The sequence below is a fragment of the Yoonia vestfoldensis genome (assembly GCF_002158905.1).
GTDB classification, from domain to species: Bacteria; Pseudomonadota; Alphaproteobacteria; order Rhodobacterales; family Rhodobacteraceae; genus Yoonia; species Yoonia vestfoldensis_B.
On sequence record NZ_CP021432.1, the window covers coordinates 83,571 to 98,762 of the forward strand.

General features: G+C 54.4%; 9 protein-coding genes and 1 other annotated feature. Of the genes, 1 reads left to right on the top strand and 8 read right to left on the bottom strand.

What is annotated here, in order from left to right; genetic code table 11:
• Positions 1 to 15: 15 nt before the first annotated feature.
• From LOKVESSMR4R_RS19665 to LOKVESSMR4R_RS19695, 7 genes are all read right to left on the bottom strand, one after another.
• Positions 16 to 3,408 (bottom strand): AAA family ATPase, encoded by a 3,393-nt coding sequence (locus LOKVESSMR4R_RS19665; RefSeq protein WP_157898308.1) that lies wholly within the window; start codon positions 3,406 to 3,408, stop codon positions 16 to 18.
• An 11-nt stretch (positions 3,409 to 3,419) separates the two neighbouring features.
• Complete coding sequence (locus tag LOKVESSMR4R_RS19670) at positions 3,420 to 4,601, bottom strand: metallophosphoesterase family protein (protein ID WP_087213764.1); 1,182 nt, start codon at positions 4,599 to 4,601, stop codon at positions 3,420 to 3,422.
• 172 nt (positions 4,602 to 4,773) lie between these two features.
• The gene (locus tag LOKVESSMR4R_RS19675) at positions 4,774 to 6,435 is read right to left on the bottom strand and encodes an ATP-binding protein (RefSeq protein WP_087213766.1); all 1,662 of its coding nucleotides are present in this window, start codon (positions 6,433 to 6,435) and stop codon (positions 4,774 to 4,776) included.
• Positions 6,436 to 6,445: 10 nt separating this feature from the next.
• Complete coding sequence (locus LOKVESSMR4R_RS19680; RefSeq protein WP_087213767.1) at positions 6,446 to 7,660, bottom strand: DUF4297 family anti-phage-associated protein; 1,215 nt, start codon at positions 7,658 to 7,660, stop codon at positions 6,446 to 6,448.
• Complete coding sequence (locus LOKVESSMR4R_RS19685) at positions 7,647 to 9,827, bottom strand: DEAD/DEAH box helicase (RefSeq protein ID WP_087213768.1); 2,181 nt, start codon at positions 9,825 to 9,827, stop codon at positions 7,647 to 7,649. Before LOKVESSMR4R_RS19685 ends, LOKVESSMR4R_RS19680 begins: the two co-directional genes overlap by 14 nt.
• 9 nt (positions 9,828 to 9,836) lie before the next feature.
• Positions 9,837 to 11,144 carry an ATP-binding protein gene (locus tag LOKVESSMR4R_RS19690; protein ID WP_087213769.1) on the bottom strand — a complete coding sequence of 436 codons (1,308 nt, stop codon included), beginning with the start codon at positions 11,142 to 11,144 and terminating at the stop codon, positions 9,837 to 9,839.
• Positions 11,137 to 11,736: a tellurite resistance TerB C-terminal domain-containing protein gene (locus tag LOKVESSMR4R_RS19695; protein WP_087213770.1), complete on the bottom strand. Its 600-nt coding sequence runs from the start codon at positions 11,734 to 11,736 to the stop codon at positions 11,137 to 11,139. The genes LOKVESSMR4R_RS19690 and LOKVESSMR4R_RS19695 overlap by 8 nt, the downstream gene beginning before the upstream one ends.
• Positions 11,737 to 11,752: 16 nt before the next feature.
• On the opposite strand from LOKVESSMR4R_RS19695, the gene LOKVESSMR4R_RS19700 reads away from it, so the two are divergent.
• Positions 11,753 to 12,987, top strand: a protein-coding gene (locus LOKVESSMR4R_RS19700) for an IS3 family transposase (RefSeq protein ID WP_420645897.1) whose coding sequence is annotated in 2 segments (ribosomal slippage) — positions 11,753 to 12,050 and positions 12,050 to 12,987 — 1,236 coding nt in all. Because the reading frame shifts where the segments join, the coding sequence is not laid out codon by codon here.
• Positions 12,040 to 12,156: a sequence feature (AL1L pseudoknot), on the top strand. It overlaps the preceding gene by 117 nt.
• Here LOKVESSMR4R_RS19700 and LOKVESSMR4R_RS19705 read toward each other — a convergent pair.
• Entirely contained in the window at positions 12,988 to 14,997 is a 2,010-nt protein-coding gene (locus LOKVESSMR4R_RS19705; RefSeq protein ID WP_237331976.1) for a TerB N-terminal domain-containing protein, read from the bottom strand.
• Between the last annotated feature and the right edge of the window lie 195 nt (positions 14,998 to 15,192).

The following is a 15,192-nucleotide window of genomic DNA, read 5'->3' on the forward strand; positions in this document are numbered from 1 at the left end:
GCATAATCGAACCCGTCAATCAGGCATGTTTACAATGGTCACCCCATCGATACAGCTGCGTGCCAATTCGACCAGATGGGCGTGATGCGTGAAGAGAATTGCTTGTCCGTTCCCGCCGATCTCCGCGCAAAGCTTTAGCGCCGCCCGGGCGCGCGTATCGTCGAATGTTTCCATGATGTCATCCAGGATCATCGGCAGCGGACCGGGTTCACGCGCAAAGCTGCGATATCCAGCGAGGCGCAGCGCAAAGTACAATTGACCCATCGTGCCCGTCGACATCTGTTCAACAGGAACGGTGCCCCCATCAGGCCGGATACCGACGAGCTTTTCGCCTTCGGCCTGGGTCCAGACGTCGACGCCTGTCCACGCGGGGGCGGTCATGGTCACAAAGGCCTCTTCGACGTCACGCAACATGCTGCTGCGCCGCTCTGCCGCAAGCCGACGCAACGCTCCGCGTGCCGCAAGCACTCCGAGCCGAGCGACCGCAGCCAGACGTGCGCCGCTCCGCAATTCTTCGAGCAATGTTGCCTGTTCAGTTGCGAGATCGCTACGGTCGGCGGCCTCAAAGGCTTCACGGTACAAACGTTGAGCTTCGGTTTGCGCGTCGCGAGCGGCGTCGCGGGCGAGCTGTGCGTCTTGCAGCGCCTGTTCCAGCTCTGGCCCGCGTGTGGCATCAGGCATTTGGGCCAGTTCCTGGACAAAGAGACCATCATCGACGCCATCACGGGCCTTCTGACGCTCATGTTCCGTTGTTACCTTTTCCGCCCGGAGACGATCACGTTCCGCCAGCTTTGCGACACGGTCGCGCGGTGCGTCGTCTTGCCCGCCTTGCCCCTCGAAACAGGCGGCCAACTCATCTTTGGCATCCTGACGCTCGGTCTCTGTGCGGCGTTTCAACTTTTCGGTTTCGTCTAGTCTCGTGGCGGCTTCGGCACGTTTTTCGTCTGCCCGCGCTGCCTGCGCTACGCGCGTTCGTGCGCGGTCGACAAGTTGGCTAGGGTCGATATGTGTGTCGTCCTCGGGACCATCCATGATTTGAGCCAAACGCTGAGCGCCATCTGCAAGGGCGGCAATCGCTTGCTCCAAGGCCTCGATTCGCTCCGAGAGCCCTTGATGATCGCCATGGTGCCGATGCAAACTGCGCAGATGTGGTAAGGCCGAACGGATTGCCGAGATAGATCGATCCGGCAAAGGCAGCGCCGCTGTCAACTGGTCGAGCTTTCCCTGCGCCTTTTCGAAGTCGCTGCGACATTGCTCCGCTTTCTTGTCCAGTTCGGCAACGGTCTTCTCTCCATCCTGCCATTTGGCCCACGCCTTGCGATCGCTCTCCTCCAGCGTCAATGCGCGTTGTACCTCATTGGGCAGGTCGCCCTGTGCAGGTTGAAGCCGGAGGGGCCGCTCCGCATCAGCCAGCGCAGTGCGAGCGGTGTCCCTTCGGGCAAGACGATCTTGCAGCGCTGTTTCAGCGTTGGACAGATCGGCAGCAGCGTCTGCCGCTGTCCGAAGAGCCTGTTGGCGCGGGCTGAAGGCGGAGGGGGGCGCGCCGTCTTCCAATCCCAGTGCATGTGCCAATCCGGAACAGCGCTCCGTCAGGCGGTCACGCTGCGCAACCAAATCGTCGTGACGGGTCTTTGCGGTTTCGTGCCGGACTTGGTCGCTGCGCACTTGCCCTTGTGCTGCCAGCAGCCGTTGCCGGGCCTCGGCCCCCGTCAGATAATGTGCACGGGCACCGTCATCGGCGTACATTGCCGCTTCGAAATGATCGGCTGTGTCGGTTGTCAGTTTGCTCCGATGCTGCTGCCATACGAGGTCACGCTGACGCCGGGTCTCTTCGGTCTTGACGACATCAACAGCGTCGGGTGCGTCCTCCTGCGCGGAGAGATCTGCCCGCGCCTCGGCCAATTCTGCTGTGCGGGCCTCAAGGTCTGTGCGTGCCGATGCAAGATCTGCGGTCAGGGTCGCCCATTCGCGACTGACTTCACCAAGCGTTTCCGGCGCAGGCAGACCTGCGGCAACACGGTCTTTCCAAGTACTTGGCAGGTCAGCGGTGACCTTGGTCAGGCGCGCCAATGCCTGTCCCTGGCTTGCCTCGGCGGCGGAGACATCTGCCACAGTCTTCCAGACATCGAAGGCGGCGCGCAGCGCTGTTAAATCTTGCGGTTTGGTGGGCGCTTCGCCATGTTGGGCGCGGGCTGCTTGGACGGCCTTGTGTGCGGCGTCGGCTGAAAGACTAGCAGTCAGGCAGTCCTGCACTGCAGTCTCCAGCGCCTCAAGATCGCTTTGCCCCAATGCGATTGTGGATGCCGGCGCATGTGGTATCTGGAGAAGCCCCAGAGCCCCGGAGATCTTTTCAGCGAGTTTCTTCCGCTCTTCGCGGCGACGGTCCAGATCAGCTCGCGCAGTGCTAGCCCGTCCCATCATCGGCGCGCCGTCGATGGTCAGGAGATCAAGCCGCTCCAACTCTGCCGCCAAAGGCTGGGCCAGCGTGTCGGCCGGATGGTCTGCGATGATCTGTTCTTGTTTGGCGATCTCTTCTTTCGCTTCCTTGATCCGGATTGCCCGCGCTGCGATTTTCTCGACAAGGCCTGCAACACGCTCTGCCGCATCGGGAATGAGATCAGGGCCGTCCGGGAAATTGGCCAGGGCCTCTTTCAGCTGCGTTATCTTCCCGGTCCGGTCGTGCCAGTCCGCCGCAGCCTTGGACGCCGCTTGTCTTTGATGGGCCAGTCTAAGCTCGGCATCGGCAGTTTTGAACTCGGCTGATGTCCGGTCGCGATCATGACGAAGGGTGCGTTCCCGATCGGTTGTCAGACGATCAGCCCGCAATTCGCGGCCAATCTCTTTCAGGCGATCGCCGCCGGCCTTCAACGTTGTGCCCCGGCCACGTTTCTTATAGAATTGGTCGGCCCGATCTGCCAGTGAGTCCAACGTTTGAGCCATGCCTGTCAGCCCGGAGAGGCCTGCATGCAGGAGTTGGCCAAGGTCCCCTTGCGCTCCGGCAATCCGTTCGCCGCCTTCGCGCAGACCCTTCTCGTTGAGCGAGAACCGCTCCTCATAGGTATCTCGCGTTAGGCCGTGCAATGCACCCGAAAGGATTGCCTCGTTTATCGGGCGGTCATCTGCGTCCAAAAGCGATTGGGTCCTCTTGCTGTTGCGGCGCAAGACCATAGGCCCACGCCCGGGCAGATCAAGTTCTGCCCCTACGACAAGATCACTTCGGTCAAACCGGAAGGCATAGGGATGCGCACCGCCCTTGAAACCGAAGAGCAACTCCAGAAATCCGTTGAACGTGGTGGATTTTCCCGCCTCGTTCCGGCCAAAGATCACCGTCACGTCGGGCACGCCTTTGGCTGGTTTCGGGAAAGCAATGCCTGCGTCTTTAAAACGCCCGTAGCGGATCAAGTCCAACCGGTTCAGCCTCATTTCGAGGCCCCCGCGTGCAATGTCAGAGAGACCTCGGCAATCGCTTCCTCAAGTAGCGCATCAAGACTGTCATCACCCAACTCGTCCATAATTTCCAAGGGCATAGCAAGACGCAGTTCTTCAAGTTCTTGCAAGGCGGACTCTCGAAAGCCTTCTTCGGCCAATTCATCCCGCATCAGACGAACCAGATCGTCGGTCCCGGCCCCGGTTTTGCCGAGCGGCAGGGCGCATTTAACCTTGTCGAGGAACACACAGTCAATGCTGTCCAGCACTTCAGTCGCCAGTTCCGTCACAAGGTCCGCGCCGTGTTGATCCGAGGTTGCGAAAAGGCGCACCGCCGTGTCGCGGTCCGGCACTTGCACGGACAAAAATGCGTCGCGCAGATTTCGCAGAACCTCCTGTTGATCAGAACAGTCGCTCAAGTCCAACGAACATTCGGAGAAGCCAAGGCGGCCAATGGGGCGGCGTTCGAATTCCGGGCTACCGTCGCCCAAGGACACCAAGGTAACGGTGCCACCCTTGCGCTCACCAAAGTGACGCGGCTGCGGTATGCCGGGCATGATCACCAAGGCCGGTCCGTCGAGCCGCTCAAAGGGTGCATGAATGTGCCCGAGACACCAGAGGTCGAAGCCATGCGCCATCAGGTCTCGTTCGGAGCAAGGAGCATAAGGATCATGACCTGGGGCACCATCCAGCGAGGTGTGCATCAGCCCAATATTTCGTTTTCCAGGAACTGGAACCGGGTAGTCAGGCAGGAAGCTCTTCGACACATGGGCCGTATCGAAGGACAAACCATGAAACGCAGCATCACCGATTTCGACCGTGGGCGCGCCTTTGTGCAAAAGGTGGATACTTGGCCCCAAGTCTCCATGTGCATTGTGATCCAAAAGCGCATCGTGGTTGCCCCTGATCAGCACCGTAGCGACACCGGCTTCTGAGGCACGCGCTAGCTGAGTAATCAGAAAAGCGCGGGACTTAAGATCCGGGTAACCATTGTCAAATATATCACCCGCCAGCACAAACGCATCGACCTGTTCCGATATCGCGAGATCAACGATCTCGACAAAGGTATCACGGCTGGCCTGTTTCAAACGAGCGCCAAGGTCTGGATTACGCAACGCGACAGATCGGATGGGCGAACCAAGGTGGGTGTCAGCTGAAACTAAGAGACGCATCATATTCCATCCGTGATTTTGCGAAAAATGCCGCTTTTGTTTTGACGCAATAGTTTATCTGTTGCCCCCTTAAACAAGGCCGTCGATCGATGGCGACAACCAGACATTTGATACGTTCTTTTGATCACCTACCGCCCTACATGTCAGTTCGTAACCGTCTGTCCACCCACGACTATCACCGCCGCAGCCACTCGTCCCGAATTTCATCAATCGCAAGCTCTTTCCACTGTTCCTTCCAGAGCGCCCAATACGGAATATCTGTTGAAGCTGGCCCCGTAGTGCAAACGTCAATCTGAACAACGGAAGGAAGGGCAATCGATTCTCCCACAAGGAGCGCCTCTCCTTGCTTGAAAGCCGGCATTTTGTCGATCAAGGAGCCCAATGAGTCCGGCAAAAGCTTGCGAACATACCCCTGATCAACTGGATTAGTCAGACGCATCGCAACGAAACTATTACACTGCGAAAAAATAGTCTCAGAAATCTCTGACGGCCTTTGGCTAGCGAGTAACAAGGTAACTCCGTACTTCCGCCCCTCCTTAGCAATTCGTTCAATCGACACTTTCGAAGCGCGGAACTTGGAGAGTTCGCTGCTTGGGACATACTTGTGTGCCTCCTCATAAACGAGGAGGATTGGCGCATCATTGTTGATCTTCTCGTCTGGATCAGCAACGGAGCGGAGCCGCTTGTAAAAGTAACCATGCTCAAAAATTAATCGCGAGATTAGTGAAACAGTTATGCTCAAAACCTCAAATGGGACACCACTCAAATCAATAACGGTGACATTCTTTGGCTTATCTGTGCTGTACCCGAGAATTGAGCGAAGCGTTTCTTCGAAGGTAATGGCCTGTGACTTCTCCCCTAAAAAAAACTCAAGGCGGCGGTCGCTGATTTTGCTTTCTAGTCGGTTCACAAAGTTTGTAAGTCGCCCATAAAGACTTCCCTGAGTAACTTTCGATTGCCCCTTTTTTTCGCCAGTTTTGTATACTTCGCCAGTGTCGATCATCTCATCATTTCGATCAATCACATGCTTAAGAACTTTACGAATATCGAACGGCAATGGCGTATCCATGTGGATCCGTTCCTCTACATCGCCGGAACCAGTGTAGTGCGCCTTCCTGCTTTCAAGTACTGCATCCTTGAACACGTTCCGTTGATTGTGATCGTTCGCCTCGGTATCAAGGAAAAACTCTTCTAGCTCCTCGCCGCTCAGCAACCAGTATGGAAGCACAAGATTTGTGCTGTCCAAAAAGTTTGCATCGGGGAAGGCCGCACGATATTCGGAGTGGATATCAAAAATGATCACGTGCGAATTGTTCAGGGCAAAATCACCCTTTTCAGCTACAGCATTTTGAACGATTTTTGCGACCGTGTGTGATTTGCCAGAACCAGTCGATCCCACCACAGCAATGTGCTTGTTGAAAAATTTGTTCCCATCGACTGGAACTTCGACTTCTTGGTTCGTCGCGAGTCTTGAGAAGCAAAAACGATCGTTTAAGGGTAGTGCGCTGCCATAGATGAGCCGGATATCATCTATCGTGGCTGGCTCAACCGTCTTTGGTGGGATTGCAAGGGCATCACCGCCCCGCTCGAACTTCTCATCACGCAACACACCGAGCGGAAAGGCGTCAATTACGTAATCTCGGGTACCGTCGTCACGAGCTTGAATTTGAAAATTCTCAATAATTGCGATCAAAACAGCATTCTCGTTGTCAGATACCTTGAGATAAGAACCAACTCGCAAGGCTTCTTCAGCCACGCGAAAGTTCTCTAAATCATCGACAACAATCTTCACCTTGTCAGGGAACACTGCGACCACTTCAGCTTTTACATTGCTCATAAATTTTCCCCTAAATTATGTTTTTGATTTCTTTATGGTCTGGAATTTGAAACTTAGTGTGCTTTATCGCATCGTCGCCAAAGCCAGACACAGGCCTGGTTCCGTAAAACTCATAAATTTCGCGAGATCGTTGGAAAGATTGAAAAGTCTGTTGTGCTTCAGCTAGGCAGGAAAATATTCTTAGTTCAGGACCATTCTCAAATGAAGCAGTGCGGGAAATTGAGTTTCCATCAAATGCAGCGTCTTTGAAGTCATACCCGTCGAGGAAGCGAAAGCCCTCATTGTGAAGTTCTTGTTTAAGGGCCGAAATCTCTTTGTCATCTATGCCGCAAAGCAATGTATATGGCGAAAACGGCCTCGCCTCCCGCTTTGAAAGTTTAGAGTACTTCCGTGAAATTGTCTTGAGCAAGTCTTTTACATCTCCCCTTTGATAGGAATCCTTGCTGACATGGATGATGAAGAGCCTCTCTGCTGATGAGACGTTCAATCCATTAATGAAAAATTCATTTCGGAGTCTTTGAAAATGCTTAGCCTTGCCTCTCTTGGCAACGAACCACTCCTCAAAGAGGATTGATGAGGTTTCTATGCGCTTTAGAAATTCTCCCCTTGTGATGACCCGTAAGGCCTCATCGTTCTGGATAGACAGTTCTTTGATAACTCGAAGAGCGTTGTTGTAGTAGAAAAATTCGGCTGCAAAAAGTGAACAGTCAAACTGCTTTGCAAGCGCGCCGATGATGGATTCAAATTGATCTTCAAATCTTGCTGCATGCAGTTCGATTGAGAGGGCTTCTAGGAAGTTGGTGAGTTCTAGATCGCTTACTTTCAGTTCCTCGTGTTGCCTTACCGTAACTCCCTTTGTCGTCTTTGTCAGGAAGTGCTCTTTGAGGAACTCAATGCCAAGTGGCAAGATGAGTTTTTCTTGGCCGGACTCGAAGTAACCGCTGAGCTTATACTTTATGGATGGTTGGCCGTCCGTGAGGCCCTCTTTGAAGTGCGAAAGCATATAGCTTATGGCTGGCTTTATGACCGAATGATTATATTCTGTTTTCTCGTAGTATTTGCATTGAACAGCGGTGGTGTCTGTCGCGGTATGCACATCGATGTCTTCGATGCATTCAACCGACACGCTTTCTTGGTCTTCGGCGAGGTCCAGAATGCTCAGAACCGAGCGGTCAAACTGGTAAAAGTACCCTCGAATTGTGAAAACCGCACTACGATCTGTCAAAGAAAGCTTCTTTCATAATAAACTTAGCTAGGTAATGTGGCTCAAGCCTAGATGAAATCGCATCCAACTCCAACAATTCGCGAGTCAAATACGGGTGAAATTTCTCCGTAAGCAGATTTCCGGCCCCTGCAAATAGATCGACGTCTTCACCTTCCCCAATCCTCTTGAGAACTTCGGTTATTGATGGGGTCTCGTCCCCCGCTCCTATTTGAAGGAAGCCATCAAATTGTTCGACAGAAAACCCAAACCCTCTAAGCGCCAGCGCTAAAGTTGTCGTTTTCATTGTACCTACGCGGGTTGCGATGATTGAGGTTTCTTCGCCCAAGTTGACAAGTGACGCGTTAGTAAATCCCATCTGCGCATAGTTCAGCCGCGCCTCCTCAAGCATTTCAAGCGCCCTGGCATCCATGTAGAGGGGCTTGGTATCGGCCTCCAACACATCGAACATGCGTGCGATCACCTTGTCATGGATATCGCCCGGGTCGCCACCGAACACAGGTGGCGCACCTGCCTTGGCGGGTTTGACCATAATTACCTTTTCCTGGTCATGAATTTCCTGAACTAGCCAACGACGTCCGGAAAAGATGAGCATCATCCCAGGTGAGAGGATGTTGTCGATTGGCAATGTTCCAAGGTCTCGCCCACTTGAGACCAACCGGTATTCTTCGGGCGTCTTGAACACCACGTAAAAACTATAATGCTCGACGAGCCGCTCTCCGTTTTGGCCCAAGAGTAACAACCCGCCGTCCGTTTGCTCTATCAAGCCCGTTTCAGGATGCCCAAGCGCGCGTAGCACATCAGTGAACATTACTATGGTGACCTGCCGAAACGGGCCTTCGCGACACAGCACGCTGTATAGAATATTTGCGGGTGCCCCTCCCCGTTGTGCGATTACGGATAGAATTTGATGGACAAGTGTCGACAGATGCAACGCTTGCGGTTTCGGTGGTTCGCACCAGCCCTCCAAGAGAAGGTCAATCATTGCAATCGACCTTACCAAGCCCAGCCTCAAACGATCCACAAAACTGCTATCCGAAGTGAGCCTCGTTTCTACAGCGTATTGGCGCAGGATGGCTGGCTGGCCCTCCCTGCGTCCCGACCGTCCCAATCGCTGCCGCAGGGCTGCGACGGTGAAGGGTGCGCCAATTTGGGCAACACAGGTAACATCGCCGATGTCGATGCCAAGCTCCAGTGTGGACGTGCAGACTGCTGTGGTCGGTTTACTGCTGTCTTTCAGGCGGCGTTCAACAAAATCACGGTGGTCGCGCGAAAGGCTGGCATGGTGCGGGTAAAACTCTTGGGGAAGATGCTCTTGCTCGCAAAGATTGCGCAGTCGGTCAGCGTAAATTTCAACACGTTGTCGGGCACCTGCAAAAACAAGATTGTCGCTTCCCCTTAGATGCTCGAATAAATGCGCTGTGACAGCATCTGTGGCAGATGGGGTGTTGTCGTCTTCTCCGCCGGAAAGATACCCACGCAGCTGGAGTTTCAGTTCCGCTTCTCCGCCATCTGCTTCGATCAATGAGACGTGTTCCACATTGTCAGGCCGCAGATAAGCGCGGGCGAGATCCATGTCGCCAAGCGTCGCAGATAGTCCAATCCGGCGGATGGGCCTTTTGATTGCCAACTCAAGACGCGTCAGCAAAGACCGCAATTGCACGCCGCGCTCACTGTCGAGCACAGTGTGCAACTCATCGATCACCACCGCCCGAGTTGCACCGAACAGGCGCGCGATTTCCAAACCTCGACGTACGAATAATGCCTCAAGCGACTCTGGCGTTATCAACAGTATCCCTTTGGGCTTTTTCATCGCGCGCGTTTTGACTGATTGTGACACATCGCCGTGCCACGGCACCACTGGCAGCTCCGCTTCCTGGCAGATACCTTCCAGTCGCCCCGCCTGATCGGTGATGAGTGCCTTTAGTGGCCCGATGTAGAGCACATCGAATCCGCCGCCCTCCACTGGTTCGTCCAGCACCTGAGAGATCAACGGGAAAAATGCGGCCTCTGTCTTGCCGCCGGCCGTCGATGCCGCAACGATGAGGTCGTTGTCGCTTTCATAAATTGTCCGAATAGCCCGCGCCTGAATATCGCGCAACTCACGCCACCCCTGCTGTCTGATCCACTTCTGAACGGGGCGTGCAAGTTGGTCAAAGGCGCTACTCATCCCCGCTCCTCAGAGTTTGAAGCTTATCAGATCATCGTCACCACTTGGCTGAGCACCAGTCGTTTCCTCCACCTCACTCATGTCTTCGCCTAGATCTTCTGAGACGTCGATCTTCTCGATCAGGTCACTCCATTCAACGCCTGGGTTTTGCTCCAGCACGGACAGCAAGTTCACGAAAGCCGTCACAGTATTGCGCGGCGTCCTGAAATAGGCCTCCCCAATCCGGTCGGAACAATGGTTCATAAAGGCCTCCAGCGCTGTATCCGGCAAAGCCGTTTCATCGCCTTGCATCACGCGTCTGACATTGGCCAACAGAACAAACAGATCTTCAGGCGTCAGACTTGCCAGCCGCACAACCGGCCCCGACAAATCAACAAGGCCATCACGGGCGAAGGTGTTTTCTGCCAGCCGCGATTGCAGGGCCTCATAGCTGTAAAGCCCACGGCGTGTGTTCATCAAAAACTCTGGCGTGCCCCCCATGAGAAACCCAAGGTTCTCGGCACTGCCTTGAAGCACATCGTTCAAAATCCGCAGAATCTGCTCGTAGTTTGCATTGCGTGCTTGGGACGATGTGAGCTTGAACAGGTTCACCATTTCATCAAGGCCGACAAGCAGCCCTTTGTAACCCGCCTCGCACACAAATGCCGACATCAGTTTGAGATGATCGTAGACGCTCGCATCATCGACGATCGTGCGCACGCCAAGAGCTTTGCGCGCATCCGTGCGGGTTGCGAATTCTCCCCTGAGCCAGCGCAGAGCAGCAGACTTAAGCTCGTCATCCCCATTCTCATGACCTTCCCAATATCGCCGAATGACCTCTGCAAATTCAAAGCCACCAGTGAGTTCTTCGAAATGGCTCAGACGCTCGCGAATAATGGTGCCCGTAGGTACATCTTTTCCCTCGGCGTCTCGGTGCGCTTGGCTGACAAACCGCTCAACCACACTGGCCAAGGCACCACCATCGGGTTTTGTGCGTGTCGATAGGTTACGCGCCATCTCTGCGTATAGGCCACGTGCCTGACCACCAGTCGCATGAATACGTCTGTCAGGTGCAAGATCAGCAAACATCACCACCAGCCCTTTTTCCAATGCCACAAGCCGGATCAAGTTCATAAAGAAGGTTTTGCCCGATCCATACTCCCCGATAACAAAACGGATGGCAGAGCCACCGTCCGCTATGCGTTCCATGTCTTTCACAAGTTCTTCAATCTCGCGAACGCGACCGACCTGGATGTGACGAAGGCCCAATTTGGGCACGACCCCTGCCCGCAACGCCTGAACAATTGCATCGCGCTCACGTGGCTTCAATTTAGACATGACGCCCCTCCCCTTCTAATATTTGCTTTACCGCATCCGCAATCTCGGGAGACACGTCATATCCATCATACTCGTCAAGTAAGGCTTCGTCATAGGCCTCAAAGGCCCATTCGTTTACGGCCTCCAATGCACCTGACGACATCAATCCATGCTTTCCGCAAAGCTGCTGGAATGCGTCCTCGGTCCAGTTCTCTTGACCCACCAAATCCGACAGCAGTGCCCCATGTTTTGCATCGAGCCCAGCAAACAGCGTTAAGTCCTTGGAGTCCCCGCCCTCTACTGCTTCTTCCTCGGCTTCAAATATCTGTCCAAGGACAGAAGACACCCGCGCCGTATCTGACCTAATGGCCGCAATCCGCGATGCATCCAGCACTGGCCCCGTTGCCTTTTGTAGTTCAGGAATAGCCTCACCAGAATTGCCAGGCTGGGCCGCACGCACAGTCCGTGGCGCGTCGGCAATCTCTCCAGCGTGAAGGTCTGAATAGGCGAGTGATGGATCAAGGCCCAATGCCTTGTACACCTTTTCGATGCTGGCGACTTCTTCGGATTGGATGACACTGAACCGCCCTGGGTTTACCGGAGAGTAAAACACTCAAAGGATGAACCCTATGACAAAGAATCGACATACCCCCGCCTATCCTGCCGAACTGCGTGAACGTGGTGTTCGGCTTTTCAGAGAGAACCGTGCTGACTATGCCAGCGACACGGCAGCCTATAAGGCAATTGCGCCGAAGCTTGGCTGTTCACCGGACAGCCTGCGCGTCTGGTGTCAGCAGGCCGAACGCGATGCCGGGCAGCGGGCTGGGCTGACAATTGCCGAGAAGGATCGGATCAAGGAACTTGAGCGTGAGGTCCGTGAACTGCGCCAGGCCAACGAGATCCTGAAGAAGGCCAGCGCATATTTCGCAGCGGCGGAGCTCGACCGCCCGTTTCGCAAATGATCGTGTTCATCGACGATCACCGTCGTGTCCATGGTGTCGAGCCGATCTGCCGGGTTCTGGGGATCGCACCATCGACGTATTACGCCCTCAAGGCCGTGGAGCGTGATCCGGACCTGGCATCGGATCGGGCTAAGCAGGATCAACTGGACATGGCCGCCATAAAAGAGGCCTTCGATGGCAGTCGGGGCCGATACGGCGCGCGCAAGGTTTGGCACCAGTTACGCCGCAGCGGGCACGATATCGCTCGCTGCACTGTGGAGCGGCTTATGAAGGCTATGGGATTACAAGGGGTTGTGCGGGGCAAGAAAGTGACCACGACCAACCCCGATACGGCACAACCTTGCCCGGACGACAAGGTGAACCGGGCTTTCGTGGCCGCTATGCCGAACCAGCTCTGGGTCAGTGACTTCACCTATGTCTCCAGCTGGCAGGGCATGGTCTATGTGGCCTTCGTCATCGACGTCTTCGCCCGCAAAATCGTCGGCTGGCGCGTCTCGACCTCGATGACCACCGGTTTCGTGCTCGATGCCTTGAACCAGGCCATCTGCCAGCGCGCCCCGTCCGAGGCGGACAAGCTCATCCACCACAGCGATCGTGGCAGCCAATACCTGTCGATCCGATACACCGAACGGCTGGCCGAGGCTGGGATTGATACTTCGGTGGGCAGCGTTGGTGACAGCTACGATAACGCCCTGGCCGAAAGCATCATCGGCCTGTTCAAGACCGAGGTCATCAAGTTTCTCGGTCCATGGAAATCGGTCGGCCAAGTCGAATGGGAAACTCTCAAGTGGGTCGACTGGTATAACAAAACGCGCCTGCACAGCGCCATCGGATACATTACACCGAACGAAGCAGAGGAGGCATTCTACGCAAACTTGAACGTTGACGAAAAAGCAGCGTAATCATTGAACCACAAACTCTCCGGTAAACCCGGGGCGGTTCACACCATCGGCGTGTGCCGCACTCACCAAGGCCGCACGCATCGCCTTTTGGTCTTCAACGCCAACATCTTTGAGTTTGCGGCGCAGCAGCGTCATGTCAGGCGGCACTGCAAGGAACCATGCCATATTTGCCTGAAGCCGGCGCCGCTCTTGTTCACTCAGCACCGCAGCAGATGCGATTTGAGCCTCCAACGCTTTGCGCTCAGCATCGGCGATACGCCCGTCAGCATGGGCAACAAACGAGGCAAGAGCCAACTCCATCAACGCTGTCTGATAGCTTGCCGAAACATCTTCCAGCTTTTCGATCTGTTCGCCGAGTTCAAACAAAACCACAGGCTCTTCCGGTTTTGGTGACCGCAATGCAAAGCGTGGATCAGGTGCCAGCCCAAACCCAAGACGCGCCAAAGCATCTGCCGCTCCCGTTAGCTGTCGCTTGCCAATCTTCGTGCTGCGTTGTCCTTCGAGCTTTTCGATCACGTCGGCCAACGGAATAAGTCCGCCGCTCTGCATGATCCCACCGGCCCATTCTTTCAGCGCTTCCATTTCGGTCGACGGGAACAGACTCCAAAGATCTAGTGGCAAGAGAGCGTGCGCTTCGATACTTCCCTTGCCCTCAGGGTTTCGACCAAGATAGCGGCTCAGCTTATCAAGATCGTCTATCACTTCATCAGCGACTTCCTGTGCGATCTCGACCGGCTTTCGCAATCCGGAGATATCAGGAACGGGTTTGCCGTCGGCCGTCGGGTTGATAGTTCCTTCGAACTCGCTTGAGGCTGCACGATACGTTGCTTTGAGGTGTTTACGCGGCTTGCTGACCTTTAGGCCATTTGGGAAGCGATCGTCGAACCGGATCTTGAATAGCGCGAGGAATTCATTGCGGCAGCGCGTAGCGGGCGTGCGTAAATGGCTCTCCGGATGGCACATCAACCAGCTCAGAACCCAGTCTGCACTTAGGGTTTCTCCCTTATCAAGACGAGCGCCAATCGCATACTTCAGCGAAAAAGGAAGCTCCCAACCTTGACGTTCAAACGTCGGTTCCAGCGCATCAGACTCAGTTTCGGCAAGTGTCGCGATATCGAGAAATTCACCCAAGTATCGTTTGACCGAATGGTTCTCAGGATAGAGAGAAATCAATCGCCGAACTTCGGCGATGATATCCTGGGCATCCGCGTTGGTTTGGTCGACGAAAAACCTTCTTTCCAACCCATAGAAGTACAAGAACATGTAGCCCGGATCGTAGGATGGGTCAGAACGGCCACTCGCCAACCATTCAAGATAGGTTGCCCTGCTTCGTGCTGAAATATCGGAGTACCCAGGCCAGTACGACATGCCCTCCCCTGCCCTATCGTCTCCTGTCCTAGCAACAGAGAGTGACGGATCGATATAAGCCCTGCATTTGTCGCGATAACCATGGTGATTGAGTAATAGCGGCGTCCCGACATAGACCATTCCACCAATATCTCGTCCGGCAACAGTCGCTGTCTCTGCCGCAGGTATCCAGCCATTTTTGCGGGAATTTGATTGCGACTTATGGGATGATGGCCGTGCATTCTCATACCGCTTTGCAATGGCCGAAAGTGCTGGTGCTGCCGTTTGGCCAGGCCGCACAATTTCTGAATAGTTCTGTTTTGTTGGTTTGGGCGGTGCTATCGAAGGCGATTGAACAGTATTCGCTTCGCGCGTTCTCTCTCGCTCACGTTCGATGCGTTTTTCGTGGGCACTTACGCGCGCCACTGGCTCGGATTGAGTTACTTTTGTGTTTGTTGTTTCTGCGGCAACCGCTTTGGCTTCCACTTTTCGGGATCGTCTCTTTTCTTGCCACCATACCAAAACGATAGGCAATCCAAAGGCAAAGAGCATTTGACCGCCAACGGGCCAGCCTTCCAACACGGTCACTACGGCAACTATGCACAGCAATAAATAGAGCGCGTAAAAAAATAGAACTCGAAAAAGCTTTAGTATTGATGCCATTAACAAAACCCTCTTGTGAATTACTTTAGTTTGTTAAGCTTTTGCTGCAATCACTATCGTTAAAGTAGCAACGCAAATCTTTTGAGTTTCTCAAATTATGTTCGAAAGTGTCTTCGCGACGGTGCTTCCTTCAAAAGCAATGACACGCCTTCCGCGCCTGATATGTGCACCAACTCAATCATCGATTTTCATGGG

Bases quoted from the DNA above. Each gene is read 5' to 3' on its own strand.
- LOKVESSMR4R_RS19705 (WP_237331976.1), bottom strand. From the start codon at position 14,997: ATGGCATCAATACTAAAGCTTTTTCGAGTTCTATTTTTTTACGCGCTC.
- LOKVESSMR4R_RS19670 (WP_087213764.1), bottom strand. From the start codon at position 4,601: ATGATGCGTCTCTTAGTTTCAGCTGACACCCACCTTGGTTCGCCCATC.
- LOKVESSMR4R_RS19675 (WP_087213766.1), bottom strand. From the start codon at position 6,435: ATGAGCAATGTAAAAGCTGAAGTGGTCGCAGTGTTCCCTGACAAGGTG.
- LOKVESSMR4R_RS19685 (WP_087213768.1), bottom strand. From the start codon at position 9,827: ATGAGTAGCGCCTTTGACCAACTTGCACGCCCCGTTCAGAAGTGGATC.
- LOKVESSMR4R_RS19690 (WP_087213769.1), bottom strand. From the start codon at position 11,144: ATGTCTAAATTGAAGCCACGTGAGCGCGATGCAATTGTTCAGGCGTTG.